At 67.5% G+C, this 14,226-nt stretch carries 12 protein-coding genes; 7 read left to right on the top strand and 5 right to left on the bottom strand.

The features are described from left to right. Window positions 1-22: 22 nt before the first annotated feature. Window positions 23-1,450, top strand: coding sequence for an alkaline phosphatase family protein (locus IW252_RS06820; protein WP_196835877.1), 1,428 nt, complete (start codon window positions 23-25; stop codon window positions 1,448-1,450). A 220-nt stretch (window positions 1,451-1,670) separates the two neighbouring features. Further along, window positions 1,671-3,836 (top strand): PQQ-dependent sugar dehydrogenase, encoded by a 2,166-nt coding sequence (locus tag IW252_RS06815; RefSeq protein WP_196835876.1) that lies wholly within the window; start codon window positions 1,671-1,673, stop codon window positions 3,834-3,836. Window positions 3,837-3,964: 128 nt separating this feature from the next. On the opposite strand, the gene IW252_RS06810 is transcribed toward IW252_RS06815, so the two are convergent. The 4 genes from IW252_RS06810 to IW252_RS06795 all read right to left on the bottom strand — a co-directional run bounded on the left by IW252_RS06810 (window position 3,965) and on the right by IW252_RS06795 (window position 8,961). Beyond that, window positions 3,965-5,191, bottom strand: a complete 1,227-nt coding sequence (locus IW252_RS06810; RefSeq protein WP_196835875.1) for an ROK family transcriptional regulator — start codon at window positions 5,189-5,191, stop codon at window positions 3,965-3,967. A 75-nt stretch (window positions 5,192-5,266) separates the two neighbouring features. Continuing rightward, window positions 5,267-6,385, bottom strand: a complete 1,119-nt coding sequence (locus IW252_RS06805) for a polyprenyl synthetase family protein (protein ID WP_231365935.1) — start codon at window positions 6,383-6,385, stop codon at window positions 5,267-5,269. A gap of 6 nt (window positions 6,386-6,391) precedes the next feature. Further along, a complete protein-coding gene (locus tag IW252_RS06800; protein WP_196835874.1) occupies window positions 6,392-7,444 on the bottom strand; it encodes an ABC transporter permease in 1,053 nt (350 codons plus the stop codon). Next, window positions 7,441-8,961: a sugar ABC transporter ATP-binding protein gene (locus tag IW252_RS06795; protein WP_196835873.1), complete on the bottom strand. Its 1,521-nt coding sequence runs from the start codon at window positions 8,959-8,961 to the stop codon at window positions 7,441-7,443. The genes IW252_RS06800 and IW252_RS06795 overlap by 4 nt, the downstream gene beginning before the upstream one ends. A 153-nt stretch (window positions 8,962-9,114) precedes the next feature. Between IW252_RS06795 and IW252_RS06790 the strand changes: the two genes are divergently transcribed. The 5 genes from IW252_RS06790 to IW252_RS06770 all read left to right on the top strand — a co-directional run bounded on the left by IW252_RS06790 (window position 9,115) and on the right by IW252_RS06770 (window position 13,490). Beyond that, window positions 9,115-10,158 carry a substrate-binding domain-containing protein gene (locus IW252_RS06790; RefSeq protein WP_196835872.1) on the top strand — a complete coding sequence of 348 codons (1,044 nt, stop codon included), beginning with the start codon at window positions 9,115-9,117 and terminating at the stop codon, window positions 10,156-10,158. 85 nt (window positions 10,159-10,243) lie between these two features. Beyond that, complete coding sequence (locus IW252_RS06785) at window positions 10,244-11,392, top strand: Gfo/Idh/MocA family protein (protein WP_196835871.1); 1,149 nt, start codon at window positions 10,244-10,246, stop codon at window positions 11,390-11,392. A 52-nt stretch (window positions 11,393-11,444) separates the two neighbouring features. After that, window positions 11,445-12,446 carry a sugar phosphate isomerase/epimerase family protein gene (locus IW252_RS06780; RefSeq protein ID WP_196835870.1) on the top strand — a complete coding sequence of 334 codons (1,002 nt, stop codon included), beginning with the start codon at window positions 11,445-11,447 and terminating at the stop codon, window positions 12,444-12,446. A 51-nt stretch (window positions 12,447-12,497) separates the two neighbouring features. Then, a complete protein-coding gene (locus IW252_RS06775; RefSeq protein WP_196835869.1) occupies window positions 12,498-13,004 on the top strand; it encodes an SRPBCC family protein in 507 nt (168 codons plus the stop codon). 93 nt (window positions 13,005-13,097) lie between these two features. Beyond that, on the top strand, window positions 13,098-13,490 hold the full coding sequence (locus IW252_RS06770) for a hypothetical protein (RefSeq protein ID WP_196835868.1): 393 nt from the start codon (window positions 13,098-13,100) through the stop codon (window positions 13,488-13,490). A gap of 82 nt (window positions 13,491-13,572) precedes the next feature. Here IW252_RS06770 and IW252_RS06765 read toward each other — a convergent pair whose 3' ends face one another. Continuing rightward, complete coding sequence (locus tag IW252_RS06765; RefSeq protein WP_196835867.1) at window positions 13,573-14,217, bottom strand: dihydrofolate reductase family protein; 645 nt, start codon at window positions 14,215-14,217, stop codon at window positions 13,573-13,575. Window positions 14,218-14,226 lie beyond the last annotated feature (9 nt).

The raw sequence follows: 14,226 nt of genomic DNA, 5'->3' as shown, positions 1-14,226 counted from the left end.
CCCACTGCTGCCCAGGAGAATCGTGAAACCCATCCTCTTGCTCAACGTCGTCGGCCTGACTTCCCGTGCCCTGCGGTCCATGCCTCGGCTGGCCCGGCTGGCCGGGCAGGGCTGGTCCGCGCCCCTGAAAACCGTGCTGCCGGCGGTGACCTGCTCGGTGCAATCCACGATGCTGACCGGGCTGTCTCCGGCCCAGCACGGCGTGGTGGGCAACGGGTGGTACTTCCGGGATCTGGGCGAGGTGTTCTTGTGGCGTCAGCACAACCGGCTGGTCGGCGGCGAGACCATCGTCGAGGCCGCCCGAAAACAAGATTCGGGGTACACCTCGGCCAACATCTGCTGGTGGTATGCGATGGGCATGAACACGGACCTCACCGTGACTCCGCGGCCCATTTACCATGCCGACGGGCGCAAATCCCCGGATGCCTACATGCGCCCGCCGGCGCTCCACGATGAGCTCGTGGGGGCCTATGGGGAGTTCCCGTTGTTTCAGTACTGGGGTCCGACGGCGGCGCTGGGGTCGAGCCAATGGATCGTCAATTCCACCCGTCACGTGCTGCGCACGCGCGCGCCGCAATTGCTCACGGCGTACGTTCCCCACTTGGATTACGACCTGCAACGGTTCGGTCCGCGGTCGGCCGAGGCGGACCGGGCGGCCGCGGAACTCGACGGCGTCCTCGCACCACTACTCGACGAGGCCGAGGATCGCGGATATACGGTCATGGTGGTGTCCGAGTACGGCATCGAGGAGGCCAACCGGCCCGTGGACATTAACCGGGCGCTGCGCCGGGAGGGCCTCCTGGAGGTCTACGTCCAGGCCGGGCGTGAGCAACTGGACCCCTGGACCTCCCGCGCCTTCGCGGTCGCGGACCACCAAGTGGCGCACGTCTACGTGGCGGATGAGGCGGATTGTGGCCGCGTCGCGGACCTGTTGCGTGGCCTCGACGGAGTCGACGAGGTGTTGGATCGGGCCGCTCAAGCGCGCTACGGCCTAGACCACGAACGCTCCGGCGAACTGGTGGTCGTGGCCGAGCCCGGCGCGTGGTTTACCTACTACTTCTGGCTGGACGACGACCGCGCGCCCGAGTACGCCCGCGGCGTCGATATCCACCGCAAGCCCGGTTACGACCCGGCGGAGCTGTTCTTCGATCCGGCGGATCGGCTGGCCAAGGCGAAGGCGGGCCTGAATCTGGTCAAGAAGAAGGCCGGCCTGCGCTACGCGATGAGCACGGTGCCGCTGGACCCCCGGTGTGTCCGGGGGACCCACGGGCGGCTTCCCGAGTCGGCCGAGGGCACGCCGCTCCTCCTGTCCTCCGAGCCACGGATTCCCCGCGGGGTTGAGGAGCTGGTGACCTCCGGGCGCCACGTCCCGGCGGCGGCCGTCAAAGGCCTCGTGCTGCAAGCCCAAGGGCTGGAGTCGGCGGAGCTTCAGGCGAACGCGACCGCTTAGCGGAGCCATATTAGCGTTTCAAACAACAAAATAAGTTGACGGCTCAAGCATGGCTTGTAGCCTCGGATTATTGCGCCTTCGGATCGGTCGCGGCGTTTGCCATGACGGCGATTTTTCTTATTTTGTTCTGTGAAACCACTAGTAATTTGTGACCCGAATCACTAACGTCGTCAATGACCCCATCCGGTCAATCCGAATCCCCGCGATCAGGAAGTTGACAATGAATTCCACACGAGAAGTGCGCGCCTCTCGCGCCCGCCGTGGACGCGCTGTGGGCGCCTCGCTGGCGACAGCGGCCGTCTTGGTTTCGGCGCTAGCGGCCGCTCCGGCGCAAGCCCGGCCGGAGGTGCCGGCGCCCTCCGCGCCCGCCGATTCCGCCTTCCAGAAGGTGACCCTCAACGACACCCCGGGCGAGCCGATGGACCTCGCCGTCCTGCCCAACGGAGACGTCCTGCACACCACCCGTGGTGGCGATATTTGGCTCAACAACGCTGAGACGGGCGTCAACTCGCTCGCGGCCCAGGTGGACGTGTATCGGCATGACGAGGAGGGGCTGCAGAGCATCGCCTTGGATCCCGACTTCGGCACGGCCGGAAACAACTGGGTCTACCTGTACTACGCGCCGCCTATGGACACCCCAGTCGATGACCCGGCGACGCCGGACGTCAACGAGGGCGACGCTCCGGTCTCCGGCACGGCAGAGGATTTCGCCCCCTTCGACGGCGTGAGCCGCCTCTCCCGGTTCCAGTTCGACGGCGAGAACATTGACCTCGCCAGCGAGCAGCACATCATTGACGTCGAGGCCACCCGCGGACTGTGCTGCCACGTCGGCGGAGACATCGTCTTCGACGCGGCAGGCAACCTCTACCTCTCCACGGGTGATGACACCAACCCGTTCGTCTCGGGAGGGTATTCCCCCATTGACGAGCGGCCTGAGTCCAACCCGGGCTATGACGCCCAGCGCACCTCGGCCAACACCAACGATTTGCGGGGCAAGGTCTTGCGCATCACGCCGCAGGACGGCGGCGGATACACCATCCCGGAGGGCAACCTCTTTGAGCCGGGCACGGACGGCGCCCGCCCGGAGATTTATGCGATGGGCCTGCGGAACCCCTTCCGCATTGACGTGGACCAGGACACGGGGGCGCTCTACGTCGGCGACTACTCGCCGGACGCCCGCGAGGCGGACCCGGAGCGGGGTCCGGGCGGCACGGGCCGGTGGCTCGTCGTTGAAGAACCGGCGAACTACGGCTGGCCGTATTGCGCCACCGAGGACAAGCCGTACATCGATTACGACTTCGCCACGGGCGAGTCCGGCGACCCATTCGACTGTGCGGCTCCGGTCAATGAGTCCCCGAACAACACCGGCCTGACCGAGCTGCCCCCAGTGGCCGAGTCTGATGTTTGGTACAACTACGAGCTCTCCGAAGAGTTCCCCGAGCTCGGCGTGGGTGGCATTGGCCCCATGGCCGGACCCGCCTACGAGTTCGACGTGAAGAACACCCGCGGCCGGGCCCCGGTTGCGTGGCCGGAATACTACGACGGCAAGGCACTCTTCTACGAGTGGACCCGTGACTACATCAAGGCGATGACCCTAGAGGACGGCGAGCTGACGTCCATCGAGAACGTCGTCGATTCGCTCGTCACCGAGAACCCGATCGATATGGAGTTCGGACCCAACGGCGCGCTGTACGTGCTGGAATACGGCAACGGCTACTTCGGTGAGAACGAGGAAGCCCAGGTGGCCCGCATCGACTACATCGGCGAAGGCGGCAACCACACGCCGATCGCCGCGGCCAGTGGCGCGCCCGCCGCAGGGCCCTCGCCGCTGACGGTTGAGTTCTCGAGCGCCGACACCGTGGATCCCGACGGGGACAAGCTCCGCTACGCCTGGGACTTCGACTCGGATGGGACGGTCGACTCGACTGACCCGAATCCCACCTACACCTACGAGGAAAACGGCAACTACGTCGCCACCCTGACGGTCACCGACTTCGGCGGCAAGCACCGCGGACGCCATTCCTCGGCTGAAGTCGAGGTCGAGGTGGGCAACCAGCAGCCGGTCATCGAGTTCGTCTCGCCCGTTCCGGGCCAGGACTTCCAGTTCGGCGACGTCGTCTCCTACGAGGTGACGGTGACGGATGACCAGCCCGTGGACTGCTCCCGCGTCGAGGTGACCTACATCCTCGGTCACCACACGCACGGTCACCCGCAGACCACCACCAACGGCTGCACCGGTTCCTTCGTCACAACGGTTCCGGAAGGCCATGACCCGGCAGTGGACGATCTCTCGGCCGTCTTCAACGCCGAGTACACCGATGCCGGTGACGCCAACTCGGACCCGCTGACCGGGACCGCCGAGGTCGTGCTGGAAGCCACCAGCTAACACCTCGCGGGGTGGGTCCGCCCCAGCGGATTCACCCTCGGTGAGCAGTACATCGGAGGACGCGGGTCCCCGCCCCAGCACGTGGGGTGGGGGCCCGCGTTCGTGCGTGTGGGCAGGTGCGGAGTTCGCTAGGCGTGGGCGAAGCCCGCCGGGTCGGACAGCAGCGGCTCAAAGGCCAGCTCGGCGGCGCCGGTCAGCACCGGATCCGCGCCCAGGGGCGCGAGCTCGATGCGCACCTCCTCGCGGGCGCCGCGGGCCCCGCCGACGCGCACCGCATCCTCGAGGGCGCTGGGGTTGACTCGGGCCAGCACGCGCAGGAACCCGCCGAGGATGATCAGCGAGGGATTGAGGTGATGCACCAGGGTGCGCAGGGCCACCGCCAGCAGGCTGGCCTGATGATCGACGACGGCGCGGAGGCGCTGTGCCGCGTCGCCGCCCGCGTCGATCAGCTCCAGCACGCGCTCCTCGAGATCCTCCGCTTGATCGGCGGGGAGCCCGGCCGCGTCGAGCAGTTGTTCCCGGGCCACTTCTGCCTCGAGGCAGCCATTGGCCCCGCAGGAACAGGCGGCGCCGTCGGTCCGAACGAGGGTGTGGCCGAGCTGACCGGCGAAGCCTGTGGAGCCGTGCAGCAGGCGCCCGCCGCTGACCAGGCCACCGCCGATGCCGCTGGCTCCGCCAAACAGGTACACGAAGTCCTCCACGTCCCGTCCCGCACCAAAGGCGGCCTGCGCGCGGGCGGCGACGACGGCGTCGTTCGCTGCGAAGACCGGCAGCCCGAGGGCCTCGCGCAGCTGCTCCGCGAGTGGTTGCTCTCGCCAGTCCAGCTGCGGTGCCTCAATCACTCGCCCGTCCGCCGGGTCCACGAGCCCGGGGACGGCCACTCCCACGCCGAGGACTCGCTGCTCCGCCGGGAGCGAGGCGGCCATCCCGGAATAGACCGCAGAGACGATGTTGACGACTTCCGCCGTGGACGGCGCGCGCACGGTGTGAAAACGCACCGGATTCACGATCCGGCCGCCGAGGCTGACGAGGGCGACGCCGACGGCGTCAACATCCGGGTTGACGGCCAGCGCGAGCGCTCCGGGGCCCGGGCGCAGCATGATGCTGGGCCGTCCATGCTGCTGCGTGTGCTCGGGCTCTTTCTCGACGGCCAGCCCCAAGGCCACGAGCTCGGTGACCAGTGCGGCGATCGTGGAGCGATTCAGCCCCGTCGCCCGGGTCAGTTGGGCGCGGGAGATCCCGCCGTGGAGGTGGACCAAACGCAGCACCGTAGAGAGGTTGTGTTGCCGCGTGGAGTCCCGATTGCTCCCGAGCGCCGGGCCGTCCGGACGCGTTCCACGGCTGTTTGATGCCATTACTACCATCCCGGATCCCCTGTGCCCGTGCGGACTGCCGCACTCGTGTCCACCCCATCGTAACGGGGTGGCAGATCACTCGGGGCGGACGCGGTCCATGACGCCTTGGAGTAGCGCGGTGAGCTCGGCGCGCAGGGGCGACGGGACGCCGTCGTGCTCCAAAAAGTCCAGGGCGCGGCGCGCGTTGTCCTCGGCCACACTGATGGCGTGATCGCGGGCGCCGCAGTCCGTGAGGACTCGGCGGATGTGCTCCGCCTCGGCAGCCGTCAGGTGAGGTGAGCCGATGAGGTGGGCGATGTGCTGCCATTCGGGCCGCGTGGCGGCGTAGGCCAGCAGGACCGTTCGTTTTCCCTCCCGCAGGTCGCCCCAGTCGGCCTTGCCGGTTCGGCTGTGGTGGCCGAAAACGCCGAGGACGTCGTCCACCACCTGATACGCGATGCCGGCGTGGCGGCCACTGGAGGTCAGCGCGGCCACCACCGATGAGTCTGCACCGGCCAAGACGGCGCCGGCCTCCAACGGCGCCTCGAACGAGTAAACGGACGTTTTGCACCGCGCGGTGCGGCACATGCGCTCCGGCGTCGGCATGACGGGCGAACGGCTGAGTTCGACGTCGAGCAGTTCGCCGCCGATGGAGGCGAAGATCGCCTCATCCAGGATGTCGTGCAGGCGCTCCCGCCGCTCCGGCGCCGTGCGGACGCGCCGCAGGAGGCGGTAGGCCCCGGACAGGGCGAGGTCTCCGGCGAGGAGCCCGGCCGAGTCGCCGGCATGGGCCGCCGTATCCGCATCCGCACCATCCCTGAGGGCGCGCTGGCGGTAGCGGCCGGAGACGTTGGGGACTCCGCGGCGGACGGTGTCCCGGTCGATCACGTCGTCGTGCACCACGAAGGCGCTATGGAGCAGTTCGAAGGAGGCGGCGAGGAGGACCGCGTTCTCCGCAGCGCGCTCCGCCGGGCGGGCCAAGTGCTGATAGGCGGCCAACACCAGCTGCGGGCGCGAGCGTTTTCCGCCGGCCACCGCCTGCTCGAGGGCCTCCCAGAGCGTCAGGTAGGCCGGATCCGTGGCGGCGGCGCGGAGCTTGCCGTCCATGAAGAACTGCGCCAGCACCTCCTCGACGCGGCCCACCGGGTTTCCTCCTGGCGAGGGCATCTCCGGTGCCGAGGAGGGCCCGGCGGGCGCCGTCGTCCACGGTTCCATGAGGCGCTACACCTTGATCGGTTGCTTCTTCGCCTTGCGCTCCTTGCGGGCGGCCAGGCGTTGCTGCAGCATCACGGCCACCACGATGATGGCGCCCTTGATCAGCGACTGGACGGAGGTGTCCAGGTTGTTCTGCGTGAACACGTTGGTCAGCGTGCTGAAGATCAACACACCCAGCACGGTGCCCATGATGGTGCCCCGCCCGCCGGCCAAGAGGGTGCCGCCGACGACGACGGCCGCGATGGCGTCCAACTCGTAGAGCAGGCCGTGAGTGGACGTGCCGGAGGTGGTGCGGCCCATCATCATCACGCCGGCAATGCCCGCGGTCAGCCCGGCCAGCACGTAGAGGGAGACGAGGTGGCGCTTGACCTTGATGCCGGCCAGCCGCGACGCTTCGAGGTTGCCGCCGATCGCCACGGTGCGGCGGCCGAACGTGGTGCGGTTCAGCAGGAACCACCCCGCCGCGGCGACCACCGCGAAGATCCACACCAGCACGGGGACGCCGAGGAAGTCGTCCCGCATAAAGCCCGTGAAATCGGTGTTGGTCACCAGCAGGGTCCGGCGTTCCGAGATGATCTCGGCAAGGCCGCGCGCCGCCACCAGCATGGCGACGGTGGCGATGAAGGCCACCACGTTGCCGTAGGCGATGATGAGGCCGTTGACGAATCCGGCGAGCATGCCCACTAAGACGCCGACGGCGACCATGAGCAGCCACGTGGAGTTGGTGGCCGCGGATTGAACGACGGCGAGGCTCGCGACCACCGAGGTTAGGCCCATCAGCGAGCCGACAGAGAGGTCGATGCCTCCGGCGGTAATGACGAACGTGACGCCAATGCTGACCACGCCGATGATGGACGCGTACCGGAGGATCACCATGAGGTTGTCCGCCGAGAGGAAGCGGTCGCCGCTGGTGATGATGCCGATGACAAAGAGGAGGGCGAGGGCCACCACGAGTCCGAGGCTGCGGGCGGCGGGGCCGTGGAGGAGGTTCTGGAGGAATCCGCCGCCGGAGTTCTGGGCGGCCGGCTGCGTGGCCGCCGGGGTGTTTTGCTCGCTCACGCGGCACTTCCCTTCATGATGAGGTCGAGCACGCCGTGCTCGCTGATTGCGGTTGCTTCGGTTTGAGTGAGAATGGTTCCGTCGTCGACCACCAGGACGTTGTCCGCGAGGCCGAGGACCTCTTCGATCTCGCTGGAGATCACGATGATGGCGGTACCGGAATCGGCCAGCTGGCGGATCAGTGCGTAAATTTCCGCGCGGGCACCCACGTCCACGCCGCGGGTTGGCTCGTCCAGCAGCAGCACGGACGTGCCGTGGACCAGCCAACGGGCCAAGAGAATCTTCTGCTGATTGCCGCCGGACAGGGTGCGGGCCGGGCGCTCCGGGTCCGCCGGACGCAGTTCCAGTGCGTCGATCTGCTCTCGCGCCGCCTGACGTTCGGCGTTCTCGTTGAGCACTCCGGTGCGGGCGAAGCGGGCAAAGGTGGAAAGCGTGACGTTCTTGTAGATCGGCTCCTCGAGGATGAGCCCCTGGCTTTTGCGTTCCTCGGGAGAGAGGCCGATCCCGGCGGCGACCGCCGAGTTGACCGCGCCGGGGGTGAGCTTCTTGCCGTTGACCCGCACGTGGCCGGCGCTCGCCTTGCGGGCGCCATAGATGGTTTCGACGATCTCCGAACGCTGGGAGCCCACGAGCCCGGCGAGGCCCAGGATCTCGCCCGCGCGGACGGTGAAGCTCAGCTTCTCAAAGTGGCCCTCGAGCTCGAGTCCATCGACGTCAAGCACCACGGGGGCGTCCTCGGGGATCGGCGTGCGCTCCGGGAACACGTTGGCGACGTCGCGGCCCGTCATCAGCCGGATGAGTTCCTGTTTGGAGGTCTCCTCGACGTCGAGCCCGCTGGCAGTACTGCGGCCGTCCTTGATCACGGAGATGCGGTCGCCGATCTGCCGAATTTCCTCCAGGCGGTGGGAGATGTAGACCACCGCGATGCCCTGGCTGGTGAGGTCCCGCACCACGCGGAAGAGGTTCTCCACCTCTCCCGAGTCCAAGATGGCGCTCGGCTCATCCATGATGATCAGCTTCGTGTCTCGGGACAGGGCCCGGGCCATGCTGACGATCTGCTTATTGGCGGCCGAGAGCGTGCCGACCTCCCGCGCGGGGGAGAGGTTGCCGTGGCCGAGCCGCTCCAGCAAGGAGCGGGTGATCGCGTGAGCCTTCTTCACGTGCAGGATCCCGCGCGTGGCCTGTTCGTGCCCCAAGAAAATGTTCTCGGCGATGCTCAGGCCGTCGACGACGTCGAGCTCCTGGTACATGGTGGCGATGCCGAGGTCCAGGGCCGCCATGGGGTGCTGGAGCTCGACGGGTGTTCCCTCCCAGAGGATTTCCCCCTCGTCGGGGCGGTGAACGCCGGCGAGCGTCTTGATGAGCGTTGACTTGCCGGCGCCGTTCTGGCCCATGACGCAGTGGACCTCGCCGGGGAGGACTTCTAGGTCTACGCCCTTGAGGGCCTGGACGGCCGCGAACCGCTTGGAAATGCCCCGCACCTCGAGTAAGGGACGTGTGTGATCAGCATTCGACATGTGAGGAACCTAACACATTATGTCGGCCATCGGTAGAAGGTCGTCGATTTTCCCCAATCTTCTGTTATTGTGACTGGAGTCACGTTGATGGGTGTCCGGAACAATTCGGTCTGCATCCTCAGCGGCGCACCTACTCACGCAGAGGAGAAAGACATGCTTGCAGTTCGTTCTGGACGGAAGATGCTCGTCACCACCGGCGCCATTCTGGCCGTCGGCGCGCTGGTCACCGGCTGCTCGTCAGACGGTGGAGAGGGCAGCGCGCAGCCCACCAACGCCACCGTGGACGGCAACGCGGAGACGGGTGAGAACGTCGTCATCGGCTTCTCCGGCCCCGCGGCGGACCACGGATGGCTCGGAGCCATCAACTCGGCAGCCATTTCCGAGGGGGACGCGTACGACGACGTCGAACTCCGCGTTGCGGAGGGCACCAACGACGCCAACCTGCAGATCAGCCAAGTGGAGCAGTTCATTAACGACGGCGTCGACGCCATTGTTCTGCTGCCCACCGACGGAACGGCCCTGACGTCCGTCGCCACTAAGGCCATGGAGGCGGGGATCCCCGTCGTCAACGTGGACCGCGAATTCTCCAGCCCCGCCGCGGCCCGGACCACGATCCTCGGCGACAACTACGGCATGGGTCAGAGCGCCGGCCAATACATTTGCGAGCGCCTGGGCGATCAGCCGGACGCCGTCGTCGCGGAAATCGCCGGCATCGATTCGCTGCCCCTGACCACGGACCGCAGCGAGGGCTTCGCCGATGCGCTCGAGACGTGCGGCCTGGACGTGGACAACCGCGTTGCCGCGGACTTCACCGTGGCCGGTGGTGAGGAGGCGGCCTCCCAGCTGCTCTCCGCCGCGCCGGAGATCGACGCGATCTGGAACCACGACGACGATCAGGGCCACGGAGTCCTGGCGGCGATCGACAGCGCGGACCGCGACGAGTTCTTCATGGTGGGCGGCGCCGGTTCGGCCAACGCCATGGAACTGATCAAGTCCGGCGAGTCCGTCCTGGAAGCGACGGTCCTCTACCCGTCCACGCAGGCCGCCGATGGTGTCCGCCTGGCCCGGCTCATCGCCCAGAACAAGGCGATGAGCGACCTGGTGGAGGTTGAGGTCCCGAAGCGGATTGTCCTTAACGCCCCGGTGGTCACCGAGGAGAACGTCGACGAGTACCTGCCGACGGCGTTCAGCTCCTAACCATCCCCGCGCGGGGCGGCCCCACCAGGCCGCCCCGCCGTGAGGCTCTCACGCCAACCCAATGCTTCCCGACGCAGGAGGAAATATGCCCAACCAAGTACCGTCCCTGAGGATCGCCCTGATCGGGCATGGTTTCATGGGTGCCGCCCACTCGCAGGGATGGCGCGTTGCGCCGAGGTTCTTCGACCTCCCTGCCAATCCGCAGATGAGCCTGCTCGTCGGCCGCAACGCTGCCGGCGTCGAGGCGGCCGCGGAGACGTGGGGGTGGGCTGAAACCGCCACCGACTGGCGGGAGGCGATCCAGCGGGACGATATCGACGTCGTCGACATCGTGACCCCCGGCAACTCGCATGCGGAGATCGCGATTGCCGCCCTCGAAGCGGGCAAGCATGTCTTGTGCGAGAAGCCGCTGGCCAACACGCTCGAGGAGGCGGCCGCTATGGCCGCCGCGGCGGAGCGCGCGAGCGGGAAGGCGCAGGCCATGATCGGCTTCACGTACCGCCGGGTGCCCGCGGCGGCCTTTGCGCGTGAACTCGTGCTGTCCGGCGCCATCGGTCAGGTCCGTCAAGTCCGGGCCGCCTACCTGCAGGATTGGTTGCGGGACGCCGACGCGCCGCTCACGTGGCGGCTCCAGAAGGAGCACGCCGGGACCGGCGCGCTCGGCGACCTGGGCGCGCACGCCGTCGACCTGTCCCAATTCATCACGGGCCAGAAGGTTACCGGCGTCAGCGGGATGCTCAACACCTTCGTCGATCAGCGGCCGCTGGCGGCCGGCGGCAGCGAGCGGGGCGAGGTCTCGGTCGACGACGCCGCGCTGTTCACGGCGCGGTTCGACGGCGGCGCCGTCGGCTCATTCGAGGCGACCCGCATGGCCACGGGGCGCAAGAACTCGCTGCGCATCGAGGTCTCCGGGTCAACGGGGGCCATCTCCTTTGACCTCGAGAACTACAACTCGCTGGGCTTCTATGACGCGACGGCGCCGGGGGATCGGCAGGGCTTTGCCAACATCATGGTGACGGAGCCGGAACACCCGTACCTCTCCGCGTGGTGGCCCACGGGGCACGCCCTCGGCTACGAGCACGGATTCGTTCACCAGGCTAAGGACTTCGTCGAGGCCGTCGCCGCGGGGCGCCAGCCGCTGCCGTCCTTCGCGGACGGCCACCACGTGCAGCGGGTCCTCGACGGCGTGGTCCGCAGCGATCAGAACAACAACGCCTGGGTCGCCACGGACTAAGGCCTACCCACCCAGCACGGCAGCAGAGACAGACACGATCAGGAGTAGACGCATGGCACGTAATTTCACCTTGTTCACTGGCCAGTGGGGCGACCTGCCGCTCGAGGAGGTGGCGCGACTGGCCTCCGGCTGGGGGTACGACGGGCTGGAGATCGCGGTGTCCGGGGAGCACCTGGACGCCTCCCGCTGGGACGACGACGAGTACATCGCCGAGCGCCTCGGCATTCTGGAACGCTACGGTCTGAAGGTCTGGACCATCTCCAATCACCTGAAGGGTCAGGCCGTGTGCGATGACCCGATCGACTTCCGCCACCAGGCGATCGTTGGGGACCAGATCTGGGGCGACGGGGATCCGGAGGGCGTCCGGCAGCGTGCCGCCGAGGACGTGAAGAACACGGCCCGGCTGGCGCAGCGGCTGGGGGTGGACACCGTCGTCGGATTCACCGGGTCCTCCATCTGGCAGTACGTGGCCATGTTCCCGCCCGTGCCGGGCGAGGTCATCGACGCCGGCTACCAAGACTTCGCGGACCGCTGGAACCCCATCCTGGATGTGTTCGACGAGTGTGGGGTGCGGTTTGCGCACGAGGTCCATCCGTCGGAGATTGCCTACGACTACTGGTCCACGGTCAAAACGTTGGAGGCGATCGGCCACCGCCCGGCGTTCGGCCTGAACTGGGACCCCAGCCACATGATGTGGCAGGGCATTGACCCGGTGGCGTTCATCTCCGACTTCGCGGACCGCATCTACCACGTCGACTGCAAGGACACCCGGATGCGGATGGGCAACGGACGCAACGGCCAGCTCGGCTCGCACCTGCCGTGGGGGGATCCGCGGCGCGGATGGGACTTCGTCTCCGCCGGCCGCGGCGACGTGCCGTGGGAGGACGCGTTCCGGGCGCTGGCCGCCATTGGCTACGACGGCCCGATTTCCGTCGAGTGGGAGGACGCCGGCATGGATCGCCTCCATGGCGCGCCGGAGTCACTCGCCGCGTTGAAGAGGCTGGATTTCCCGGCCTCTCAAACGTCCTTCGACGCCGCCTTCAAGCAAAACTGAGCGGCGGGCGCGCCTTGCCGGGGGATTGACGCGCTGGCTAGGCTCGGCGGCATGGAACACACCGGTGACCTGCCCGCCGAGCCGCGCGCACACGAGGAATCCGTCCGCGTCGCGGCCACCCCCGAGCAGCTCTACGTCTTGGTGTCCGACGTAACGCGCACGGGCGAATGGTCGCCCGTCTGCCAGACCTGCTGGTGGGACGACGGCGATGAGCCCGGCCCGGACGGACCCCGCGTGGGGGCCCGGTTCACGGGGCGCAACGTGCTGCCGGAACGGACGTGGGAAACGCGCTCGCGCGTGGTGGCAGCCGAGCCGGGACGCGAGTTCGCCTGGGAAGTCGGCGACGGCTACGTACGCTGGGGCTACCGCATGGAGCCAGCCGGGCAGCCCGGGATCACGCTCCTGACCGAATCGTGGGAGTTCACTGACGCCGGACTGGCCTACTTTGCCGAACGCTTTGGCGAGAAGGCCCCGGCGGCCATCGAGGCCCGCACCCAGCAGGCGCTCGCGGGGATCCCGGCCACGCTGGCGGCACTGCAGCGCATCGCCGAGTCCTAGGGCCCCGAGAACTGCCTCAATAAGGGATTAAGGCTGAAACGCCACCTGAATCCGGCAGCGGCGATGACCCACGAGTGCCAGGGAGAGGCCCGGATGAACAGGATGCTGACGGAATCCACCGTTGCGGAGGCCTTCGCGGCCCTCCACCCCAACGTGCTGCTTGCAGCAGAGTTTGTGGCGCTGCGTTGGACCCCTACGGGCCGTTCCGTTCTGGTGCACCGAAATCTCCACGGACATTTGCTGCTCCGCTTTTTCGATCCGCTTCTTGAAGATCCGGGGGAGCCTCCGGCGAGCTTTGAGGACAATCTCAGCCGCGCGATCGTGGTTGACGTTTTGGAGCCTTGCCGTGTCTATCCGGAGTTCCTGTCTGAAGAGACCCGGCTGATCCGCGAAGAATTTCCGGACGCTGTCTGGGCGGAGCCTCTCCAAGACTCCGACTGGGATGGTGATCCGCAGCCGGGTGTTGACGTCGCAGCGCTCGGCTGACGAACCTCCTGCTCTATCCGGCGATCACTCCTGAAGCCCACCCGATGGCAGCAGTAATCGTGGACAAGGGCAGTGGTGAAGGCTACTTGCGCCAGAAGAGGTGGTGCGTCACGCCGCTAGGGCTCGGGACGACCTCGAGGTGGAAGCGGTCCGTGAGGTCCTCGGAGCTGTGCCAGAGCTGCTCGCCGCGTTCGAGGTACAACGGGGCGACCGCCACGTGCATCGTGTCGATCAAGTCTGCCGCCAAGAATGCACGAACGGTCGCGACCCCGCCGCCGACGCGCACGTCCTTCCCGTTGGCGGCCTCGAACGCCTCCTCCAGTACCTCCTGCGGGGCGGCGTCCCGGAAATGGAACGTAGTGTCGGAGAGCGTGAATGACGGGCGCGGATAGTGCGTCAGGACGAACACGGGTGTGTGGAACGGCGGGTTGTCGCCCCACCAGCCCTTCCAGTCCTCGTTCTCCCACGGCCCGCGGTGTGGACTGAACTTGTTGCGGCCCATGATCTCGGCACCGATGTTGTTGTGGAAGTCGCGCGTGAAGTAGTCGTCTAAGCCGTAGGTGCCTCCGGGATCGGTGCGGTTGGGCCAGTGCGCCGTGGCGCCGGCCCAGAAGGCCAGGTCGGCTGGATTCGCGTGACCGAACGGTCGCTCGAGGCTTTGGCCCTCGCCGGCGCCGAAGCCGTCCTGCGAGAGCATGAAGTTTTGAACGCGCACTAGCGGTGACATTGCTGGCTC

This window comes from Zhihengliuella flava (genome assembly GCF_015751895.1).
Classification (GTDB): Bacteria; Actinomycetota; Actinomycetes; order Actinomycetales; family Micrococcaceae; genus Zhihengliuella; species Zhihengliuella flava.
This window is presented reverse-complemented; position numbering and strand designations above follow the sequence as displayed.